This is a genomic window from Cupriavidus sp. L7L, from assembly GCF_004353535.1.
GTDB classification, from domain to species: domain Bacteria; phylum Pseudomonadota; class Gammaproteobacteria; order Burkholderiales; family Burkholderiaceae; genus Cupriavidus; species Cupriavidus oxalaticus_A.
The window spans coordinates 38,461-58,106 of sequence record NZ_SMNY01000027.1; the positions used below are offsets into that span (position 1 = coordinate 38,461).

The 19,646-nt window shown below is 61.4% G+C and carries 20 protein-coding genes; 15 read left to right on the forward strand and 5 right to left on the reverse strand.

Features of this window, described 5'->3' with window-relative positions; all coding sequences use genetic code 11:
* Positions 1-80 precede the first annotated feature (80 nt).
* The 12 genes from E1J61_RS25645 (at position 81) to E1J61_RS37510 (ending at position 8,821) form a co-directional block, all read left to right on the forward strand.
* Entirely contained in the window at positions 81-407 is a 327-nt protein-coding gene (locus tag E1J61_RS25645; protein ID WP_133096764.1) for a DUF2282 domain-containing protein, read from the forward strand.
* Between the two features lie 96 nt (positions 408-503).
* Positions 504-1,013, forward strand: coding sequence for a DoxX family protein (locus E1J61_RS25650; RefSeq protein WP_207951254.1), 510 nt, complete (start codon positions 504-506; stop codon positions 1,011-1,013).
* A 43-nt stretch (positions 1,014-1,056) separates the two neighbouring features.
* Positions 1,057-2,484 (forward strand): NAD(P)/FAD-dependent oxidoreductase, encoded by a 1,428-nt coding sequence (locus tag E1J61_RS25655; protein WP_133096765.1) that lies wholly within the window; start codon positions 1,057-1,059, stop codon positions 2,482-2,484.
* Positions 2,477-3,259: a 3-hydroxybutyrate dehydrogenase gene (locus tag E1J61_RS25660; protein ID WP_133096766.1), complete on the forward strand. Its 783-nt coding sequence runs from the start codon at positions 2,477-2,479 to the stop codon at positions 3,257-3,259. The genes E1J61_RS25655 and E1J61_RS25660 overlap by 8 nt, the downstream gene beginning before the upstream one ends.
* A gap of 9 nt (positions 3,260-3,268) precedes the next feature.
* Positions 3,269-4,330, forward strand: a complete 1,062-nt coding sequence (locus E1J61_RS25665) for a patatin-like phospholipase family protein (RefSeq protein WP_133096767.1) — start codon at positions 3,269-3,271, stop codon at positions 4,328-4,330.
* 62 nt (positions 4,331-4,392) lie between these two features.
* Positions 4,393-4,899 (forward strand): cupin domain-containing protein, encoded by a 507-nt coding sequence (locus E1J61_RS25670; protein ID WP_133096768.1) that lies wholly within the window; start codon positions 4,393-4,395, stop codon positions 4,897-4,899.
* Between the two features lie 47 nt (positions 4,900-4,946).
* Positions 4,947-5,972, forward strand: a complete 1,026-nt coding sequence (locus E1J61_RS25675) for a YeeE/YedE thiosulfate transporter family protein (protein WP_243736974.1) — start codon at positions 4,947-4,949, stop codon at positions 5,970-5,972.
* A 44-nt stretch (positions 5,973-6,016) separates the two neighbouring features.
* Complete coding sequence (locus E1J61_RS25680; RefSeq protein ID WP_010812012.1) at positions 6,017-6,304, forward strand: DUF2282 domain-containing protein; 288 nt, start codon at positions 6,017-6,019, stop codon at positions 6,302-6,304.
* A 22-nt stretch (positions 6,305-6,326) separates the two neighbouring features.
* Positions 6,327-7,760: an adenylate/guanylate cyclase domain-containing protein gene (locus E1J61_RS25685; RefSeq protein WP_133096769.1), complete on the forward strand. Its 1,434-nt coding sequence runs from the start codon at positions 6,327-6,329 to the stop codon at positions 7,758-7,760.
* Entirely contained in the window at positions 7,757-8,047 is a 291-nt protein-coding gene (locus tag E1J61_RS25690; RefSeq protein ID WP_243736975.1) for a response regulator transcription factor, read from the forward strand. Before E1J61_RS25685 ends, E1J61_RS25690 begins: the two co-directional genes overlap by 4 nt.
* Positions 8,048-8,230: 183 nt before the next feature.
* Positions 8,231-8,470 (forward strand): hypothetical protein, encoded by a 240-nt coding sequence (locus tag E1J61_RS25695; protein WP_133096770.1) that lies wholly within the window; start codon positions 8,231-8,233, stop codon positions 8,468-8,470.
* A gap of 201 nt (positions 8,471-8,671) precedes the next feature.
* On the forward strand, positions 8,672-8,821 hold the full coding sequence (locus E1J61_RS37510) for a hypothetical protein (RefSeq protein ID WP_165971540.1): 150 nt from the start codon (positions 8,672-8,674) through the stop codon (positions 8,819-8,821).
* Here E1J61_RS37510 and E1J61_RS25700 read toward each other — a convergent pair.
* Entirely contained in the window at positions 8,808-9,893 is a 1,086-nt protein-coding gene (locus E1J61_RS25700) for an AraC family transcriptional regulator (RefSeq protein WP_133096771.1), read from the reverse strand. The two genes, E1J61_RS37510 and E1J61_RS25700, sit on opposite strands and share 14 nt — an antisense overlap.
* Positions 9,894-10,405: 512 nt before the next feature.
* Here E1J61_RS25700 and E1J61_RS25705 point away from each other — a divergent pair.
* The 3 genes from E1J61_RS25705 to E1J61_RS25715 all read left to right on the forward strand — a co-directional run bounded on the left by E1J61_RS25705 (position 10,406) and on the right by E1J61_RS25715 (position 13,891).
* Positions 10,406-10,717: a hypothetical protein gene (locus E1J61_RS25705; RefSeq protein ID WP_133096772.1), complete on the forward strand. Its 312-nt coding sequence runs from the start codon at positions 10,406-10,408 to the stop codon at positions 10,715-10,717.
* A gap of 9 nt (positions 10,718-10,726) precedes the next feature.
* Positions 10,727-10,969 carry a hypothetical protein gene (locus E1J61_RS25710; RefSeq protein WP_133096773.1) on the forward strand — a complete coding sequence of 81 codons (243 nt, stop codon included), beginning with the start codon at positions 10,727-10,729 and terminating at the stop codon, positions 10,967-10,969.
* Positions 10,970-11,464: 495 nt separating this feature from the next.
* The gene (locus tag E1J61_RS25715; RefSeq protein WP_133096774.1) at positions 11,465-13,891 is read left to right on the forward strand and encodes a lanthionine synthetase LanC family protein; all 2,427 of its coding nucleotides are present in this window, start codon (positions 11,465-11,467) and stop codon (positions 13,889-13,891) included.
* On the opposite strand, the gene E1J61_RS25720 is transcribed toward E1J61_RS25715, so the two are convergent.
* From E1J61_RS25720 to E1J61_RS25735, 4 genes are all read right to left on the reverse strand, one after another.
* On the reverse strand, positions 13,857-14,765 hold the full coding sequence (locus E1J61_RS25720) for a 2OG-Fe(II) oxygenase (RefSeq protein WP_165971541.1): 909 nt from the start codon (positions 14,763-14,765) through the stop codon (positions 13,857-13,859). The genes E1J61_RS25715 and E1J61_RS25720 overlap by 35 nt on opposite strands.
* On the reverse strand, positions 14,762-15,946 hold the full coding sequence (locus E1J61_RS25725) for a hypothetical protein (protein ID WP_133096776.1): 1,185 nt from the start codon (positions 15,944-15,946) through the stop codon (positions 14,762-14,764). Before E1J61_RS25725 ends, E1J61_RS25720 begins: the two co-directional genes overlap by 4 nt.
* A 28-nt stretch (positions 15,947-15,974) precedes the next feature.
* The gene (locus tag E1J61_RS25730) at positions 15,975-16,391 is read right to left on the reverse strand and encodes a hypothetical protein (protein ID WP_133096777.1); all 417 of its coding nucleotides are present in this window, start codon (positions 16,389-16,391) and stop codon (positions 15,975-15,977) included.
* 111 nt (positions 16,392-16,502) lie between these two features.
* The gene (locus E1J61_RS25735) at positions 16,503-19,646 is read right to left on the reverse strand and encodes a lantibiotic dehydratase (RefSeq protein WP_243736976.1); all 3,144 of its coding nucleotides are present in this window, start codon (positions 19,644-19,646) and stop codon (positions 16,503-16,505) included.

Genomic DNA, 19,646 nt, shown 5'->3' on the forward strand with positions numbered 1-19,646 from the left:
CTCGCCTTTCCATACTGCCATCCAGAGACAGGTATCCCTCCCCTCCTGTCCTGAACCCAACCGAAGACGGAGTGTGCATCATGAACAGCGATCAAATCATCCGCGGCGCCGTTGCAGGCATGCTGGCGCTTGGCATTGCCGGCGCCACCTCGCAGGCCATGGCAGCGGCAGGCAACAACGAAAAATGCGCGGGCATTGCCAAGGCGGGCAAGAACGACTGCGGCACCAGCAAGAGCTCCTGCGCCGCCACAGCGAAGGTCGATCGTGACGCGGAGGCCTGGATCCTCGTGCCCAAGGGCACTTGCGAAAAAATCGCGGGCGGCCGGCTGCAGATGTCCGAGTTCGCCAAGCCAGGTGGCAAGAGCGGCGAACTCAGCCCGGCCGCCAAGGCGGCCCACCCGGCCTGAGCGGCACCCGAGCCTGCAGCGGAATGCCGTGCCACGAACCGCGTCACGGCTGACCAGCGCGCCCCAAGTCCTTGACCGCTTCGCGAGGTAGCCCAAATGAAATGCACCACCCCTCTGTCGTCCGCGCCGCTGGATGTGGCCGGCGCAAAGCCTTCGCACATCATCGCCGCTGGGCAGGCGGCGATCCGCCTGCTGGAAATGCTGGCTCCTGTGCTCGATCTCGGCATTCGCGTACTGATCGGCCTGGTGTTCTTCCAGTCCGGGCTGACCAAGCTCGCCAGCTGGTCCAGCACGCTTGTGCTCTTCGAAAGCGAATACGCCGTGCCGCTTTTGAACCCGACCCTGGCCGCCTATCTTGGTACCGCAGCGGAGCTGTGCCTGCCGGTGCTGCTTATGCTCGGGCTCGGTACGCGGGCAGCCGCGCTGGCCTTGTTCGTCTTCAACATCGTCGCGGTGATCTCGTATTCGGGATTGGGCGAAGTCGGCCTGAAGGACCACCAGTACTGGGGGCTCCTGCTGCTGGTCACGATGCTGCACGGCCCCGGCCGGCTGTCGCTGGACCACCTGATCGACCGCTTCCCGCTGCGCGGCAAGGGCAGCCACTAGCTCGAAAGCCCAGGGCGCCATGCCAGGGGCAAAAGGAACCGTCATGCTTGCAGAGAACAACATCGTCATCATCGGTGGTGGATTCGCCGGCACCACGCTGGCCCAGGCGCTGGAGAAGCTGCTGCCGACGACTCACCGGCTGATGATCGTCAGCAACGAAAGCTACACCACCTTCAACCCGATGCTCGCCGAGGTGGTGGGTGCCTCGGTCTTCCCTGAACACGTGATTGTGCCGATCCGCCAGATGCTCAGGCGGACCCAGTTCATCATGGGCACCGTGCAGGACGTCAACTACGCCCAGGGCAAGCTGTCCTGCACGACCCTGGCGGGCCTGCGCGAGATTCCCTTCGACCATCTGGTGTTTGCCTTCGGCACCCGTGCGAATCTCGACCTGGTGCCCGGCATGGCCGAGCACGCCCTGCCCCTGAAGCTTGTGGGTGACGCCCTGTTTATCCGCAACCGCGTGTTGCGCCAACTGGCCCGCATGGAACTGGAGTCGGACCCGGTCCTGCGCCGCCGGCTGGGCCATTTCATCGTGGTGGGCGGGGGCTTTTCGGGCGTGGAGGTTGCCGGGGAACTCGCCGATTATCTTTGCAGCATCCGGCGCTTCTACCCGCGCGTGCAGCGCGAAGAGCTGGCGGTGACGCTGCTCCATGACACCGGGCAACTGCTTCCCGAGTTGCCCGCCTCGCTTGGCATGGCCGCGGCACGCCATATGGCCGCGCGCGGCATCCGGCTCAGGCTCGGTACCCGGGCCGTCCGCTTCGAAGCCGACACGGTGGTGCTGGCTGACGGCGAAATGATCGAAGGTGCAACGGTGGTCTGCACCGTCGGCACCAAGCCGAATCCGCTGGTCGCCACCCTGGAGCGCAATCTCGCATTAGCCACCCGGCGCGGACGCATCGAGACCAACCCGGATATGTCGGTGCGCGGCATGCCCGGACTGTGGGCCATCGGCGATTGCGCACGGGTCGCCAACGCCGCCACCGACGAGGATTCGCTGCCAACCGCGCAGTTCGCCGTGGCTCAGGCGCGCCAGCTTGCCCATAACCTCGCCGGCCACCTGGAACAGCGTGAAAGCAAACCGTTTTCGTACCAGAGCAAGGGCGCGATGGCCAGCATCGGGCATATGAAGGGCGTTGCCCAGGTGTATGGCTTCAGCTTCTCGGGTTTGCCGGCCTGGCTGGCCTGGCGTGCGCTGTACCTGATGCGCATGCCGACGCTCGGGCGCAAGCTGCGCCTCTGGGCGGAATGGACGTTGTCCATGTTCTTCCCGACTGACATCACCCACCTGCGCTTTACACGCACCAGCGAGGCAGACGAATCGCCACCCGATGGGCTGCCACCCCACCGCCCACAAGCGCCGGGTGCATCGGCAACCCGCATTGCAACGCATGACCTTTCCGGGATACCGCGGGCGCCCTACGCCACCCCCGCCGCCCCCACGCTAACAGGAGATCAACATGCTTGAAGGAAAATCAGCCATCGTTACCGGCTCCAGCAGCGGTATCGGGCTTGGCATTGCGCGCGCCTTTGCCGCCCATGGCGCCGATGTACTGCTGAACGGCTTCGGCGATGCCGAGCAAATTGAAGCCACGCGTGCAGGGCTGGAGGGCGAGTATGGCGTGCGCGTGCGCTATTCGCCGGCGGACATGAGCCAACCTTGCCAGGTTCGCGAAATGGCCGAATTTGCTGCATCCGAGTTCGGCAAGGTTGACGTCATCGTGAATAACGCGGGCATCCAGCATGTTGCCCCGACCGAAGAGATGCCGGACGACAAGTGGGACGCCATCGTTGCCATCAACCTGTCCTCGGCGTTCCACTTGATCAAGGCCGTCCTGCCCGGCATGAAGGCCAGGCGCTGGGGCCGCATCATCAATATCGCCTCCGCCCATGGCCTGGTGGCTTCGCCGTTCAAGGCGCCCTATGTCGCCGCCAAGCACGGGCTGATCGGCCTGTCCAAGGCTGTGGCGCTGGAGACGGCCGAGTTTGGCATTACCAGCAATACGATCTGCCCCGGCTATGTCAAGACGCCGTTGGTGGAACAGCAGATCGCCGACCAGGCGCGCGCGCACCGGATCTCGCCCGCCGACGTCGTGCGCGATGTCCTGCTGGTGCACCAGGCGCGCAAGGAGTTCGTGCGGATTGACGAACTTGCTGCCCTGGCCCTGTTCTTGGCCTCGGACAATTCAGCCTCGATGACCGCCACTGCGCTCGCAATGGATGGTGGCTGGACCCAGCACTGAGGGCGAGCCATGTCGACCAATCCTGGAATGCGAGATGCCGGAGAAACCGGCCAAGCCGTGAAGCCGATCACGCTGGCGTTGCAAGGCGGGGGTGCCCATGGTGCCTTTGCCTGGGGCGTGCTGGACCGCCTGCTCGAAGACGGCCGGCTTGCAATCGAGGGCGTCAGCGCCACCAGCGCCGGCGCGATGAATGCCGCGGTGCTCGCGTACGGCCTGCTCCAGGGCGGGCCGCCACGCGCCCGCACCGCCCTGCACGACTTCTGGCGCGACGTTGCCAACGCCGCGCGCGCCAGCAACCCGTTCCGCAAGCTGCCATGGGAGACCTTGCTGCACAACGGCTACGGGCTCGATTACTCGCCGATGTACCTGCTGACGGACATGATGCTGCGTGTGCTGTCGCCCTACCAGTTCAACCCACTCAACTTCAACCCGCTGCGCGACGTGCTGGCCCGCCATGTCGACTTTGACGCGCTTAACCAGCACTGCCCGATCCACCTTTACCTGTGTGCGACCAATGTCGAGACCGGCAAGGTACGCGTGTTCTCGCGCGACGACATCAGCCTGAAGGCTGTGCTGGCTTCTGCCTGCCTGCCGTTCCTGTTCCAGGCGGTGGAAATTGGCGGCGAACACTACTGGGACGGCGGCTATGTCGGCAACCCCGCCATTTTCCCGTTGATCTACAACTGTGGCGCGCGGGATGTGGTGATCGTCCATATCAATCCCATCGTGCGCAAGGGTGTGCCGAAGACTGCCGCGGAGATCCTCAATCGCATCAACGAGGTCAGCTTCAACTCCTCGTTGATCCGCGAACTGCGCGCCATCAGCTTCGTCACCAGGCTCATCCAGGATGGCAAGGTCAACCGCGGGGAAATGAAGGAGATGCTGATCCACTCGATCCGCTCGGACCAGACCATGATGGCGCTCGGCGTCTCCAGCAAGCTCAATGCCGACTGGGACTTCCTTTGCTATCTGCGCGATCAGGGCCGGGACGAGGCCGGGCGCTGGTTGCAGCAGAACTACAGCGCAATCGGTGAACGGTGCAGCGTCGACTTGCACCAGGAATTTCTTTGATCCACCACGTAGCGCCACCGAAGCGGTCGGCGCGGATTCCTCAACCCACGGAGTTTAGGACCATGACTACCACCAAGCAAGCCGTACCCGTCTGGCATCGCGTGATGCGCGGCGCGATCGTCACCGTCACCCTGTCCCTCGTCTCAGTGATGGCCTACGCCGGCCAGTGCCCCGCCGACAAGCGCGTCGCGGATGGCCAGGGGCAGCGGCCTGGCGCGACAGAACCCAAGGGCGTCACCGATACAGTGCGCGCCTCGACCGACCTTTCGAAGGAGCCGGCAGCCGTAGCGGGACGCCTGCTGCGGCTGCGCCAGCTCGACGTGCAGCCCGGTGGCATCGTGCCATGGCACAGCCACAACAACCGCCCGGCAATCATCTATATCGTCGCCGGCGAGATCGTGGAGTATGCGAGCAACTGCGCGGTTCCGATCGTACACCGCGCCGGCGACGTGACCGCGGAGAGGAACGGGACTTCCCACTGGTGGAAGAATGAAGGCGGCAGCCCCGCAGTCTTGCTGTCGTCCGATCTCTTCCCGGTCGAAATGAAGATGGACCCGCATACTATGTGAACAGGTGTGGGGACGGCTACCTGCGCATGCCCGAGGATGATGCGCCCATGAAACTCATGCTGCTGAGTCTGTCCTTTGCCGCCGCCCTGCTTTGCGCCGCCGTGATGGGATTCGCCATCCAGCGCGGCGCAACCTGTGCGGTCGCCGCGGTCAGCGAGATCACGTCATCGCGCAGTTGCTCGCGCCTCCGTGCCATGGCAGAAGCGTCGCTGTACGTGTGTGGCGGACTGCTGATCGCGCAGCGGTTGCATCTGCTTCCGGCCATGCCGTCCGGCTATCCGGTCGATGGCCTGACCGTCCTGGGAGGTGCCCTGCTCGGGCTGGGCGCCTTCATCAATGGCGCATGCGTATTCGGCGCCATCGCCCGGCTGGGCAGCGGGCAATGGGCGTACGCTGCCACACCCCTCGGATATTACGCAGGCTGCGTGGGGCTGCTTGCGCTGTGGCCGCAAGCCGAGCGCCCGGCGCTCGCAGCCACCTCGCCGGTATGGGGTGCTGCGCCGCTGCTGACAGTGCTTTTCCTTCTGTTCGTCGGATGGCGCCTGCTCCGTCTGTGGCAGCGGGCGCGACGCCATGGCGCTCCTGCACCCTTGGAGCAAACGTGGCATGCACGCGTTGGCGCCCGGATCTGGTCACCGCACCATGCCACCACGGTGATCGGTGTCACCTTCTTGCTGCTCCTGTTGCTGGCAGGCGCGTGGTCATACACCGAGGTGCTGGCCGAACTGGCACGTGGCAGCGCTGCCATGCTGCCGGCACGGGCATTGCTGTCGCTGGGGCTGCTCGCTGGTGCCATCCTCGGCGGGATGAGCGCTGGCCGCCGCGAAGGTCCCGCGACTTCCAGTGCGCAGTGTCTCCGGTGCTTCGCAGGCGGTGCCTTCATGGGCTGGGGTGGCATGCTGATTCCGGGCGGCAACGATGGACTGCTGCTGGTCGGCATGCCCCTGCTGTGGCCGTATGCATGGGTCGCATTCGGCACGATGTGCGTCACCATCGCGCTCGCGCAATGGATTCAGCGTCGGCTTGGCCAGCCGCTGCGACCCCGGGCGCCCCGCAATCCTAGGCCAGACTAGCACGACCAGCCGTGTTGCACTGCTGACAATCTGAAGGAGTAAGCATGAGCCACCGTATCGGGAACGCGCTGGTGATCGCGACCGCGCTCGCTGCCGTCGGGCTTGCGATCAAGCAGAACACGCATCTGCTGGCCAGTTCCCCGGCACACTTTGCCCTGGACCGTGAACGGTGCTTCGGCGTAGCCAGGGCAGGCAGGAACGACTGCGGCACCGCGTTGCACGCTTGCGCGGGCCGCGCCCGCCACGACGCCGCCGGCGATGAATGGCTGATGCTGCCCGCCGGCACCTGCGCCCGGATCGCGGGTGGCAGCCTCAGGTCTGCCGCACCCTGAACGGTGGCTGCGGGACAGCGCGATGAAACAGGAAGAACAGACACTGACGGCACCGCACCGGCAGAAGTCGGAACGTATTGCGGCAAGCATGGCACGGAAAATCGCTGCGGGGCTAGCAGCGAAGCTCGCTGCGTTGGGCCAGGGCATGCAGTTGCCGCCACGAGTACGGCGGGAGCTGGAGCGTGAACAGTATCTGAGCGAGTTGCTGGTGACCTCACTGCAACTGCTGGTGCTGCTCCTGTTCGCGGTCCTTTATCTCGGAACGCCCCCGGGCTTTTCACCCGACGCGCCCGTACGCGCGGTACCGCTCGGCGTCTCGCTGTTCGCGGTGCTGGCGTTGGTCCGGCTCTACCTTGCCATGACCCGGCAACTGGTCAACTGGATGGTGGGACTGAGCGTGGTGGCCGAAATGGCAGTCCTGATCTTCGTCATCTGGGCCTACCACCTGCAGTACGAGCAGCCAGCCCAGATGTACCTGAAAACCACCGAATTCGCCTATATCTTCGGCTTAATCGCCTTGCGTGCCTTGCGCTTCGAGCCGCTCTGGGTGGCGCTGTCGGGCCTCACAGCGACCTTGGGCTGGCTGCTGTTGCTGCACTACGCGCTGACACACGCGAGCGGCAACCCTGTCACCTGGGACTATGTCACCGCATTGCGCTCGACCCAGATCCACTACGGAGCGGAGTTCGACAAGCTGCTTTCCATCCTGATCGTCAGCGCCACGCTGGCATTGGCCCTGGCCAGGGCGCGCGGCTTTGTGGTCAAGGCCGTCAAGGGCCAACTGGCGGTCGCGGACCTGTCGCTATTCTTTGACGATTCCGTGGCCCATCGCATCACCGACTCCGAAGCAAGCGTCATGGTCGGCCACGCCGAGCTGCGCGAGGCGTCGGTCGTGTTCCTCGACATGCGCGGCTTCACTCAGGCGTCTGCCATGCTGCAGCCCTCCGCACTGATCCAATTACTGGGCGAATACCAAAGCCTGGTTGTGCCGATTGTCAAAGCGCATGGCGGCAGCATAGACAAATTCATGGGCGACGGCATCCTTGCCAGCTTTGGCGCCGTCACTGCCGACGATTGCCATGCAGCAAGTGCCTTGCGTGCCATCGATGCCATCCTGGAAGCGGTTGACCAATGGCGGATTCGGAGGCAGTCCAGCGGTCAGCCTGCACCTGACGTTGGCGCCGGGATGGCAAGCGGGCCGGTGCTGTTCGGCATACTCGGGCATGACAGCCGTCTTGAGTACACGGTGATTGGCGACACGGTCAATCTTGCGGCCAAGCTTGAGAAGCAGAACAAGATCCAGGGGACGCGAGGCCTCACCACGCGAGCCAGCTATCAGCGGGCTCGCGTGCAGGGCTATCTTGGCGAGAAGCACGTCCTTCCCCAGCAGTCTGTAGGCGGCGTAAGCGGCACGATGCAGCTGGTGGCCCTGGCGAGGCCACAGAGCATGTTGTGAGTGCTATCCGCGAGGTGCTGGCAGGCAATATCTACCTGAGTGCCTCAATGCATGAAAAGCTGGCGCGGACTCTGACGGCTTCCAGGAAGATGCCGACGGGTCTGATCTCGCGGCTGTCGGAGCGGGAATTCGAAGTCCTGCACCTGATCGGACTCGGCTTCAGCACCCGGGAAATCGCCGAGAAACTGAATCGGAGCATCAAGACCATCGACGCACACCGGGCCAACATCAAAGAGAAGCTGGATATCCCGAACGGCAAGGAGCTGATGCGCTTCGCCATTCAGTAGATCGAGAGCCAATAGGGCGGAGCCCGCCCACCGAATAAGGCAATCCCCTAGCCTCTTTTTGGGGCGATACCTTATCCATACGTTCACGGTCATTGCGTACAGTGCATTCGTACCTGCCGGCGTGCCGCGATTCGTGGACGGGGTGGGCAAGCCCAACCCGACAGCTCCATGAGGATCGCCGCCATGAATGCCAGTATCCAGCATACCGTCTTAGTCCTGATCACCGCACTCATTGCCGGAACGGCCATTGCGGGCCCGGATTTTACCGTTATTGAGGGTGCCCGCCAGGCCGCAAGAGCGGCACAGCTCGCCGCGCAGACCGCAGCTCCTCCCGCACCCCGGAACTACGGCCCTCGCCCTCAGCACGTCGGGCAGCCCGCGAAGCCGAACCCCGCCCTGCTTGAAGCGCAGCGCACGCGCTAAGCGGTTGCGGCAGCCCAGCGAACAGAACGCCATTCACCAGCAGCGCCTTCACAGACGTGGGCTCGACCATCGCATCGCGCTATCGATGATGCGTGCATTGCAGGTACCTCATTGGCCTCTCAGTAGCGGTCCGGACGTCAGCCCCCGTTTTGGCGCGCTCTCCTGTCCGACGCCTTGTCTCTGCCCACCGCGATGGCGGTCATGCCCGCTTTCTCACTGCTGGCGGCGCTGGGCTTTCTGATCGCAGCGCGCAGCTATGAACAGGACATATGGCGCATCCAGGAGCAAATGGCTGCTGAAAGCGCTGCAGCGGACTCCATCCCGGGTGTTGACATTCTCAAAAGCTCTTGAGTTCAGCGATCAGCGCGTGCGCGCTTCCATCTGCGCGGGTTTGTTGGCGTAGCGGAGCGGTGCAGGCTATGTACCCGGACCAGCCCCGGCAATGCTGTAACTTTCCGCTCGACAAATACCCAAAATCAGCATCGTTCTGCATCCAGCCCGCAACAGGCACCCCGAACCCGTCGCGGAACCAGCGCGTGAAAGACTGGGGAGCGCTGAAGCCCAGCAGCATTGCCAGTTCGTTGCGCGAGCGCGGCGGGCCAGCCAGGTAGCGCTGAGCGAGTTCGCGCCGGACTTCGCGCATCAGGGTATTGAACGAAGTGGCCTCGCTATCCAGGTGCCGGCGGATGGTTCTCACATTGATGCCTAACTGCGCGGCAATGAGGCTCTGGGAACAATGGCCAGTTCCCAACGCCGTCAGGATCAGGCGGCGCACTTGGGCCGTGGTTGATAACGGAATGTCCGCGCTCAATGATTGCACGTAGTCATGGGCATAGCGCTCGAGGTGGGAACTGGTTGACAGAGGAAGTTCCAGATCCGCACGCTTGAGGACTATGCCGTTGATCGCATCCTTGAAGCTTGTCTTGGTCGTGAACACGCGCCGGATAGCCCGCAGATCCTGAGGAGCCTCATGCATGAAGCACACGCGAATAGGCACCCAACTTTCGGGCAGCGCTTGTTTGAGAAAACGATACCCCATGGTGATCGACTGATCCAGCGCTTGGCGCGCAGGCGATCTGCGCCCCAGGTACTCAAAACACAAGCACGCCTGCAGTGCGTCCTCTTCCAGCCAGAGCTGAAGGGCTTCGCTGTGCAAATGGATGTAGTTGGAGAGCACCTGCAACGACGCACGCACGTTGCGCTGTTCCCGCACCAGAAAAGCCAGCGGCCCCAGCACGAGAAACGGCCTGGATTCGGCCAGCCGTATGCCGAAATCCTCCCAGCCCGATCGCTGGGCCGAGTGCTCCAGCAGCAGGCAGACGGCCTCGGAAGATACCTTGACGTCCGGATTCTTGAGGAGGGCCGGATCGATTCCGACTTCGCGCAGCATCGCCTCGGGGTCGAGTCCGGCGGCTTGTGCCAATGCAGCGTAATTGGAAAGGAAGCACTGCCGTGCATGGATCCATGCACGACTGCTGCAAATTCAGTGCAGGTCAGTATTAAGTTTCATGCAATTGCTCATTGAAGGCGATCTTCTACGATCCATGCATTGCCGGACAGTCCGCGGTCGGCCTTCCGCGCAACAAAATGAGGCAATGCGAGGGGGCGCCTGCGATGACGTCATGCATATCTACAGGTCAGGTCTTAGGCCAGCCCAGGAGACGGCATCTACCGCGCTTGCGGTATTGCGTACCGTCCCCGGAGGTAAGTCGAGCTCTACGACTGGGACGCAATTCACGCCAAAGCGCCCAACCGCTCACGTCTATTGCATCCACATGCCCCTGGCGCCTGCCCCCCGGGCCGCCAAGCCAGAATTGGTTCCGTCTGGAAAGGGCCTCATCAACCGTTGGTTGGTACCTCTATTGAAGCTCGGCAGGCGCTACCCTTCGCTGTGAGTCGATGGTCATTCACGTTGAAAGAAGGAGAAATCCAAATATGGCGACGATCAACCATTTCGGACCCTACTACGTTACGCCTGCCGGAGGCTTGGCTCCCGGCGCCGCGTGTAACGTGGTCTGGGGCCCCAGCGATGTATTCAAGGGTTCCACGATTAATGTGACGGCTCACCCTGGTGGCAACCGCAGAGCTAGGTATGCGGCTTGGATCAGCGACATGTCGATCGAGAACGTCATTAGCGGCACAGGGGACATCAGCTTTGTGGAAACAAACGCGTATGCCACGTTCGCCAACGACGGACAGGAGACCATTGACTATGTTTCTTTGTATCTGACCGTGACAACGGCTTAGGGGATTTCCATGCGATTGACGGTTATTCATGACAGCAGCGGGAACATCGTTTCCATGGTTGCTTATCCCGAAGGTTCGCCTCCGATGTACCCCGAGACAAAGCCCGGGCAGCATATGACTGAGATGGAAGCGCCAGCACATATCAGGCTTGATCTGGATGCCAGACAGTTACATGAGCGCCTGTCCGAAGTGATGCAGAATTACCGGGTGGACATGGGATCGATGAAGTGCAGCCTGACGAGAAAGTCCTGAGCTTCAGCGCCTGGGTTAGCGGGGGCGGGCATACGCTGTAGCGGGACGAACTGCCGCTAAACCCAGGCTCGTTGATCGAAACACAGTTCTCGCTTCAGCCTCTCCTGCGCGAAGGTTCGTGCTGGCCATGCGAGCCATGAAACTATTCATTGGGGATTCGGAGCTGAACACCTGTGCGTCGACTGCCGACGGCAGGCGGCACCGCCGATGTCGGCCTTCCTGAGCCACCGGCTAGGCTTCTTCCGCCGTACCAAGTCAATTCAATTATTTTGAATCGGCAACTTACCGCTACCGCAAACTTCGAAGCGATCTGGTGCCGCGGCCGGCTGACCAGGCGGCCGTCGGACGGGGTGGTGATGGAATGGCAGCGAGCGGGATGGCTGCTTCTACAGAAGAATCGGAGCTGCCTTTGATGGCAGTCTAATATACGTGGATGCTGCGAACCAAGTCTCTCTGCGGGCGCGGACCACATGCGGAAAGCTCGGAGGCCAGGCAATGAACGCGACCACCAGACTCCTTCTCCCCGAAGATGTAGCGTTAGCTCCAGTCGCTAATCTTCCCTCAGAGTTGGGGCGTCGTGTTTCCAATGATTCTGGCGACTTCTATGTGACGCGCGCGCGTACCCGCTCGGGATCAATCATCGTCGATGCACAGACTGCTGCGCTATTGACGCACTTCCGTTCGCCGTCGACGGTCGTGGATGCAATCCTGGCCTATTGTCATGCCAACGAACTGGATCCGATGCGCACGCTTGTCGCCGCGTTCGCTATGCTGAGCGAGTTGGTCGCCGCAAGGGTGCTAGTACCGGCCGAGTCGATTCTGGCTCAGCCCATTGCATCGTCATTGTCCGTCGGTGAATTTGTAGGAGACGTCGAGATTCTCGAGGCCATCCATCTTCTTGATGACACCGAGGTCTACCGTGGACGTTCCGCTGACGGAACTGCTGTTGCGCTCAAGATCGTGGGAGCCAACATCAGGCGGACTACCACCGCCACCATTCATAATGAAGCCAATGTCCTGTCATGCCTGGATGGGAAGGTTAGCCCTCGCCTGCTGGCGGCCGGCCGACTTGATGGGCGCTCGTTCATCGTGACGACATGGCATTCTGGGGTAGATTTGTACCGTGCTGTGGCGGAGGCCCATGCATTACCTGAACCGGAACGCAGCGACACACTACTGAAGCTTGCCGAGCACGTCCTTCGATCGTATGCGCAACTTCATTCACAAGGCGTATTGCATGGCGACGTTCACCCTCGCAATATCGTTGTTGACGAAAGCGACAAGATTACTGTCCTCGATTTTGGCCTTGCGGTCATGCCGGCCGCCGGCACAATGGGCTTGCACGGTGGTATCGATCTATTCCTTGCACCTGAAATCGCCCGCGCGAATCTTGCATCGGTAGAGGTTCCGCTTGCCTCCCTCGCCTCGGAGCAATACTCGATTGGAGCATTGCTTTACTTTCTTTTTACCGGCGCCCACACGCATTCATTTTCGCTGCAGCAAGATGCCATGCTAAGCCAGGTGGTCAACGAGCCACCACAGCCTTTCTCTCATCACCGCGCCGACAGGTTCTTCTGCCTGGAAGGCTGCCTCAACCGTGCGTTGGAAAAAGACCCGGCCGACCGTTTCTCGTCCTTAGACGAAATGCTGCAATCGTTCCTGCAGGCTTCGCCGCGAAGACAGCTCGTAGGGGCGACATATTCCGTCAGCCACAGCACGGACGTGCAGTCTCAGCTAGTGCTGGACAATGTGCTAAGCCGTCTCCGCGTACCAGAGCGCTTGTACCGCGACGGGTTGGAAGCGCCCACGGGATCGATCACTTATGGCGCCGCTGGGATCGCCTATTTCTTGCTCAGAATCGCGCGTAGCAGGGACGACGAGACCTTACTCGCCGCCGCCGACCAGTGGCTGACCCGCGCGGCGTCCGCAATCTCGAGCGACGCTACCTTTTGGAATGCCGAACGTGGCATTGTCCCGGAAGTCCTCGGGCAGAGCTCCTTGTTCCATCACGCCTGCGGCATTCATTGCGTGCAGGCCCTCATTGCTCATGCGCGCGGCGATGATGTCGCACAGCAGCACGCGCTGGAAGCTTACGCCGCCGCTTGCGCACTATGCGATCAGCTCGACGTTGCGTTTGGTCGGTCGGGATTGTTGATTGGTTGTGCGATGCTTTTGGACATAGCGCCCCAACATTTCGAGTGCGATGCTTTACTCGCATTGGGGCAGAGACTGCTGCATGGCATCTGGGTACAACTGGATGCTTACCCTCCGTTGGAGCGAGTGTCGCAGGCGACGTTGGGCGCGGCTCATGGATGGTGTGGGTACCTTTTTGCCACCATGCGATGGTGTGAGGCGTCCGGCGCAGCCGTGCCGCCGCGCCTGGTCGAACGACTGCAGCAACTTGCGGCGCTCGGACAACCTTCAGGCCGCAGCATGCTGTGGCCACGAAAGATCCAACATACGGCCACTACTGGAGTACTCTCAGCCAGTTGGTGTAATGGTGCCGCAGGGTACGTCCATCTTTGGACGACGGCGTATGAACTGCTCGGCTCCGACTTCCAATTTGAGCGTCTTGCCCGCATGGCTGCCTGGCATTCCTACGATGGATCGTCCGATGCCCCAGGCGATTTGTGCTGTGGATTGGCCGGACGAGCCTATGCGTTGTTGCGGCTCCATGGGTCTACTGGGGAATCGGTGTGGCTGGCTCGCGCCAGGGTAATGGCGGAACGTGCCGCCGCGAGTCCCGGCTTGACATCGAATCGGCTGAATAGTCTCTTCCATGGCGACCTCGGCATTGCGCTGCTCGTTGCGGATCTAGCCGCACCGGAGTTCGCCTGTATGCCATTCTTTGACAGCGAGCATTGGTCGAAGCGGGCGCCATCGTTGGCTACCGGAGAGGCCCCGGGCCAGTCAGCCAGATAACGAGCGTCCAGCGAACACCGCTGGTAATCATCGCTGCTCGATGCATGACGAATGACGGAAACACGACGACATCTCCTATGTCGGCATGCAACTGGTTGTCGATCGCATCACCGTAAAATATCTCGGTGCCACCGCCCTTCATGTCTTTGTTTGCACTAAGTTGCAGAACCATCGAGATCTTGCGAACGCTCGCATCCTTGGCGCCGAGATCCATATGCCAGTTGTACTGCTGCCCTGGTGTATAACGAGTGAGCTGCGCCATCCCCATTTCTGGCAGTAGCTCGAATTGATATGCCTCGTTGAAGCGCTGTGCTGCCGCCCATAGCCGAGAAAAAATCCATTCAGTGCTTGCGCTTCTCGGGATCCAAAACAGGTGGCAGTCTCTGACGGGATCACCCGACTGATAATTTATTCTGCTTGCCACCATGCTGTATTCATTGTGCAGGGAAACGATCGATTGGCAGTCCTCCTCGCTGAACAGTCTTCTGTAGATTTCGTAGTAACGATAGGTCTGCCATTCGATGTGAATGCGCCGAATGGGCAGCGCTAAATGCGCTTCAGCGGGGACGAGCATCATTGCGGCAACCAGGTCCGCTAGCACGGCGAACGCATCTTCCAGCGTGCGCATCGGATCCAATTCGTTCCTTGCACAGAAGTTGGCGATGGCATCCACCACAGTCGTCGGAGAACGGAAGTGCGCTAATAGCGCTGCGGTGTCTTCATCGACAACAAAGGATTCAGCCCCGGCGGCGGCTCGCGTCACAATGAAGTCGTCGGGCTCATGTGCAACGCCACGTCGAAGATATGAAGGAAGGTTGGCGACCGGCGCCACAATCACATCCTCTGGGAGAAGAAGCGTTGTGGTCGCGTTCATGCCCTTTCCAATGCCGCCGGCCACATCCCGTCGGACGGAATCCATGTGTCGGTATCGATCTCCGCCAAGCTCAGACGTTCGAGCGCATATTGCCAAGGCTCCATCGTGTTCAGCGCGGCGGTTCTGGCTGAGACAAGATATTCGGCAAGGCGCCAAGTCACCCACATTCGCCAGCTTGTCGTTCGCTCGCCTTTGACGGCGCCACGCGGCGGATCGGCTCCCCAGGAGAGGAGACCGTTCTCCGAAGCCGCGGCGCTAAATGGAACACCGTGCGGCGCGCAGCCGGCAAGTCTCGTCCGAAGAAGGTCGGCAAATTGATAGAGATCATCTAAATGAGTGAAATAGACTAAGGTCTTGTCCGGCCGGGAAATCCCCCAAAGTCCGACGCCAACCTTGAATCCCGTGACCCCATGTGCATGAGCCAGTGCGCCGATGAGAGTCTCCAACGCTTCAGGCATGTCATTTACAACAGGACTCAAATAGAGCTTGAAGCTGGCCCTCTGTGCGGTCCCGCGCGGCGGCTCGGATGTGGAAAGCCACTGCCACCAGAATTCCCGAGCACCTTGCGATACCGGCACATGCGTCCAATGACGATGGAGCGAGCGAACCAGGATACCGTCCTCAGCGATTCCGAGGAAGCGGGCTACTGCCGCAGGACCAGTGAGACGCCGTTGAAGTTTGGGAGACACCGGCTTCCGGCCATAGGAGTACAAGCGATGCGCAAGTTCGGTTTCGGGAAGGCAGTTCAACTCCTGGCCATACCGAAGCGCGGACACGGAAAGATCGAAGTTGCAACCGCGGCTCGACCAACCAGGCAGCGATCCGGAAAGTCCCGCCACCTGCGGACCACTGATGAAATCATCGTTGAGCAATATCTGCAGGACTCCATCCAGCAGAAGCCTCTTTATGGTGGACTCAAGGTCGTGACCGAGGCGACGCAGCACATAGCGTGGTAGCGGACCGGCTTCGACAAGCGCCACGAAGAGCAGAGCAGTTTCACAAGATACTGCGCGCCAGCCTTGCGCGCTGCCACCTTGCGGCACGAGAGCGCCATACAGGTCTTCCGAGCAATCGGCTTCCTGAAGTTGGCGTCGCTCTTGCTCGCTGAGCCGATCGACCAGCACCAACCGGTAGTCCGGATTCGATCGAAATATGGAAGTTTCAAGCAGGCGACCGTCCATATCTCTCTGCTTTCGCCGATCCGCACCGTTAGTTGTTCTTGCCCTTCTTTTTCAGTTCCTTTTCGACGCGCTCAACGTCTGCCAATTTTGATTGGACTCGTTTCTTCGCCAAAGTGGTGGCGTCATCCGCAAGCTCCAGCAACTTCATCTTTAATTCAAGCTCTTCCTTGAACAAGGGAAGATCTTCGGGCGACAGAAGCGCCTGCTCGGTCGGGTTGATGACCTCATCCCATGGATTGAGTCCGAAGAAATTGCTCGGCATCCCACAGGGCGGAGCGCCTTGCGGACGAATCGGGGGAGGCGGCGGGCAGACAGCAGATTGCGGTGAGTCGCTGCACCCTGCATCACAGCCCGCGGCGATATCAAGCGGGTCGCCGGGGTTTAGAATCGAGCCGGAGATTCCACAAGGAATTTGGATCCTTACGCGCTTCGCTCTAAAAGCCATGTGTGACACTCCGCTTGGTTGACTAGCAAAGTGCGATTTGCCGCCGTTAAAAGCTTATCAGATGAGCCTGTTTTTTCAAGGCGATTCAGTTCCACCGCTACACGTGACGCGTCAGTTGTCGCCAGCCTGGCGCCGTGCCATCTCGCCCGCATAGTGTCGCGCGAGCAGGTCGTACAGGGCCAGCTCATAGGTGTTCGCACAATCCCGAAAAATTCGGTTTGCCCACATGTGCAGATAGCTCTGGACAAGCGCTACGCGGCTACATCCAAGCAGCCCATCAGCATCCAGGGCAACTAGTTTGTTGATTGTGGGTGCGATGCTCGCGGAGCGGGTCCGGATGGCGAGATCGGCTTCGCCGCAGTCATGCGTTTGCGTGGAGAGCAAGCTTCCCACGACACTCTTCACTTCGCGGTATTTGGCTGCCAGAGCCACCAATGTCTCTTGGTGCGCGCGGCCTTTCAGAAGGAGACTTCGGCAGGCGGTCATGACCCGTCGGCGCTCATCCATGCCCAGACAAAAATCATCGAGCAAGGTGTGCATGCCGAGCAAGGCGGCACGCCATCTCGCTTCATTGTCTGCGCGATACCGGGCAATAATCGAAATTGCAGCCACGCTGTCGCTTTCGAAGATTGCATGCGCAAGCTCCATCGCTTGAAAGCCGCCGTAGCGCTCCATCTCGGGCGCGTATGTGTCTATGGCGTGCTTGTAAAGGCTGTTGCGCCACGGCGCCAATGCAGAGAATACCCGGGGCACCACGTGCCGCCATAGGATCGATGCGTCGCCATGCATGCGCCATCGTAAATGCCATTCCGGATCCGCGTAGCGTATGAAGAACCAGGTATCGATGACCCCTTCTGCCCGCAGCGCTGCGGCCAAGGGGCCCACGCACTCGGTCAACAAGCGGTCTAGTGTGGACGGGCCGGCGTACAGACGAAAATAGAGCCAGTCTTCTCCCGGCCTGCTGTCTTGGCCGGACGGCATGGCGCGGGCTGGCCGCAATGTTTCACGGACGCGGCGAGCGCGAACCAATGGCACGACCAGTTCATGATGAAAGCTGCCTTCCTCGCCGTTCGCCAACAGCTGATCGGGCAACGGGAAGACTTCGGTTACGGCGACCGAGATGCGTCGCCTGGCCGTGGCCAGGAAGCTGTCGACTGACAGCGCATTGTCGAAGTCGACTAACAGCGTCTTGTCGTTTTCCGGAAGCCACACGAATCGAGGCAGCCGATGCTTCTCCCTTAGCGCCTCGATCGCTGTCATCCGATCGTGCTCGGAAAGCAAGTGGATCGCCGCCAGTTCTTTGCCACTGAGCTGCCAGCGCGCAAGCGACAATACGAACCGACCGGACACCAGCCGCGGAAGAAAGGGGGCGCTGGACAATGTCCCCCAAGAGAATCTGGACTCGGCGGCATGCCCGCCGGCGGCCAGGCTGGCGAGGAAGCGATACAGTATGGGACCTCCGCGCTGGTGGGCGTGTGCGCATCCCAAATGTGGCACGACGCGGCGCTCCATTGCGGCGGAGCGTAGAACCACCTTGCCCTCGCACAGGGACACAAGCAGGTCACTGACGGCGATTTGTTGCGAAGGCGGAGCCCCGGATGACGCGCATAGCGAAATTTCGTAGGCGCGCAGTATTGGCCGACAGACCACATTGGCAGCCTTGCCCGGCGGCAAATAGGCGATTTCCGCATGAATCGCATCCGGGTCGCTGGCCTCCTCCTGCCGAAGGGCGCCACGCACCAGCGCAGTGAGTTCCGGTGACGCATGGCAAAAGCGGCCCAGCAGGGTGGCGCTTGAGCCGCCAATCACCTTCTGAAGGTAGATCTGGTAGTCGCCCCGGGCCATCGCTGGCGCATCTGCCGCGGCAATCGAGACAATTGCCGTGCTGCCATGGGGAGCAGTCCACGGTGTATCTTCGACAAGCGCCTCAATATCAACGTGGTCAAGCTCAACCTGTGCCGATTGATGCATGAGCGCTTGCGCAAGACGCTGCAGCAGACGTTGATCGCCGCCATGCCATACGCGCTTGGTAGGCTCGCGAGTGGATGGCAAACCGTCCAGCAAGGATGAGGGACTTGCGCCAATGTATGAATTCGCTTCGAAGCCGATGCCGTCTTCTTCGTCCAACGCTTGCAATAGGGGCACTTCACGCTGGCCGAAGCGGCTCTCAAAGCGCCGCGCGAATTCGTCCAGCACGTCTGGCTCGCGCTGCGCTGCCAGCTTGCACAGTAGCTCTGCCCCGCGGGCTATCTCGTTGGCCATGTGCTGGCTCAAGGAGAGCGACGCCGCGGGCTTCTCCAGATCGACATAGAACTTGTGTCCGGCGCAATCGCTTTCGGCAAGTGCTTGCAGCAGGGCCGTCGACTCCGGTTCGGGGTACTCCCCAGGGCACGCTATCTGGTCCGTCGCAGCGAATATTGTGCTGAGGACAGAGGGGGGCGAATGACTGGTAGCCACATTGCGCAGCCATGCCACAGTCGCCCTGCCCGGCTCGGGGCCTGTCGCAAAAGGAGGCAACACGGGGCGAAGCAGACCTACGTCGATCAGTTCCTCTAGAAATGCGAGCCCGTCGGCTTCCTCAAGGTCCGGCAATGGCACCGTCAACTGCTCGGCGATCGCGCTCAAAGTGGCGCCATCCTCCCCTGCAGCTGCCGCCAGCACCCATCGTAAGTAGTGACTGTCCTTTACTTCCACCAAGTGATAGGTCGGCTGCGGAGTGCAGAGGCGCATCTCGTGGTAGCGTAACCGGTCGCCGGCCTGGTATAGGGTCTGCTCTGCGCGATAGTGCAGGTGGCGCCGGACGCAAGCGTCTTTTGCCAATGATCGTGACACTTCTTGCAGGTAACCGGCATCTAGACGGATGTGGCGACGATGATCAGCCCGGGGTGCGACCGTGAGACGGGTGACGTCACCGATCGGACCCGAGGCCCAGCCGGCGAATAGGCCGAACGGCGTCGCGCGGCTGGCCAAACGCTGCAGGTAGCGCACAGCTACCCGCTCGATTGCGAGAGCATCCTTGTTCTCGCACCCGTTCAACCAGGGGGCCATGCGTCGAGAGAATCCAGGGGAAGCCAGCTCGATTGCCTCACGCACTTGTGGGCGCTCGACAATTTCGCGTAAGCGCGCTCGCAACAGCGCTGCCCCAGCCGGCCGGGCCAGATCTGCACACCAGTTCAGCAGCACCTCCCACGGCAGCGCAGGCGTGCGCATCAGGAAGAATCCCGTGTCCGCCAACTCATCCTTTATTAGTGCCAT

Excerpts from the sequence above, each read along its gene's own strand:
- E1J61_RS25645 (WP_133096764.1), top strand. The coding sequence starts at position 81 with ATGAACAGCGATCAAATCATCCGCGGCGCCGTTGCAGGCATGCTGGCG.
- E1J61_RS25650 (WP_207951254.1), top strand. The coding sequence starts at position 504 with ATGAAATGCACCACCCCTCTGTCGTCCGCGCCGCTGGATGTGGCCGGC.
- E1J61_RS25655 (WP_133096765.1), top strand. The coding sequence starts at position 1,057 with ATGCTTGCAGAGAACAACATCGTCATCATCGGTGGTGGATTCGCCGGC.
- E1J61_RS25660 (WP_133096766.1), top strand. The coding sequence starts at position 2,477 with ATGCTTGAAGGAAAATCAGCCATCGTTACCGGCTCCAGCAGCGGTATC.
- E1J61_RS25665 (WP_133096767.1), top strand. The coding sequence starts at position 3,269 with ATGTCGACCAATCCTGGAATGCGAGATGCCGGAGAAACCGGCCAAGCC.
- E1J61_RS25670 (WP_133096768.1), top strand. The coding sequence starts at position 4,393 with ATGACTACCACCAAGCAAGCCGTACCCGTCTGGCATCGCGTGATGCGC.
- E1J61_RS25675 (WP_243736974.1), top strand. The coding sequence starts at position 4,947 with ATGAAACTCATGCTGCTGAGTCTGTCCTTTGCCGCCGCCCTGCTTTGC.
- E1J61_RS25680 (WP_010812012.1), top strand. The coding sequence starts at position 6,017 with ATGAGCCACCGTATCGGGAACGCGCTGGTGATCGCGACCGCGCTCGCT.
- E1J61_RS25685 (WP_133096769.1), top strand. The coding sequence starts at position 6,327 with ATGAAACAGGAAGAACAGACACTGACGGCACCGCACCGGCAGAAGTCG.
- E1J61_RS25695 (WP_133096770.1), top strand. The coding sequence starts at position 8,231 with ATGAATGCCAGTATCCAGCATACCGTCTTAGTCCTGATCACCGCACTC.
- E1J61_RS37510 (WP_165971540.1), top strand. The coding sequence starts at position 8,672 with ATGCCCGCTTTCTCACTGCTGGCGGCGCTGGGCTTTCTGATCGCAGCG.
- E1J61_RS25705 (WP_133096772.1), top strand. The coding sequence starts at position 10,406 with ATGGCGACGATCAACCATTTCGGACCCTACTACGTTACGCCTGCCGGA.
- E1J61_RS25710 (WP_133096773.1), top strand. The coding sequence starts at position 10,727 with ATGCGATTGACGGTTATTCATGACAGCAGCGGGAACATCGTTTCCATG.
- E1J61_RS25715 (WP_133096774.1), top strand. The coding sequence starts at position 11,465 with ATGAACGCGACCACCAGACTCCTTCTCCCCGAAGATGTAGCGTTAGCT.
- E1J61_RS25720 (WP_165971541.1), bottom strand. The coding sequence starts at position 14,765 with ATGAACGCGACCACAACGCTTCTTCTCCCAGAGGATGTGATTGTGGCG.
- E1J61_RS25725 (WP_133096776.1), bottom strand. The coding sequence starts at position 15,946 with ATGGACGGTCGCCTGCTTGAAACTTCCATATTTCGATCGAATCCGGAC.
- E1J61_RS25730 (WP_133096777.1), bottom strand. The coding sequence starts at position 16,391 with ATGGCTTTTAGAGCGAAGCGCGTAAGGATCCAAATTCCTTGTGGAATC.
- E1J61_RS25735 (WP_243736976.1), bottom strand. The coding sequence starts at position 19,646 with ATGGCACTAATAAAGGATGAGTTGGCGGACACGGGATTCTTCCTGATG.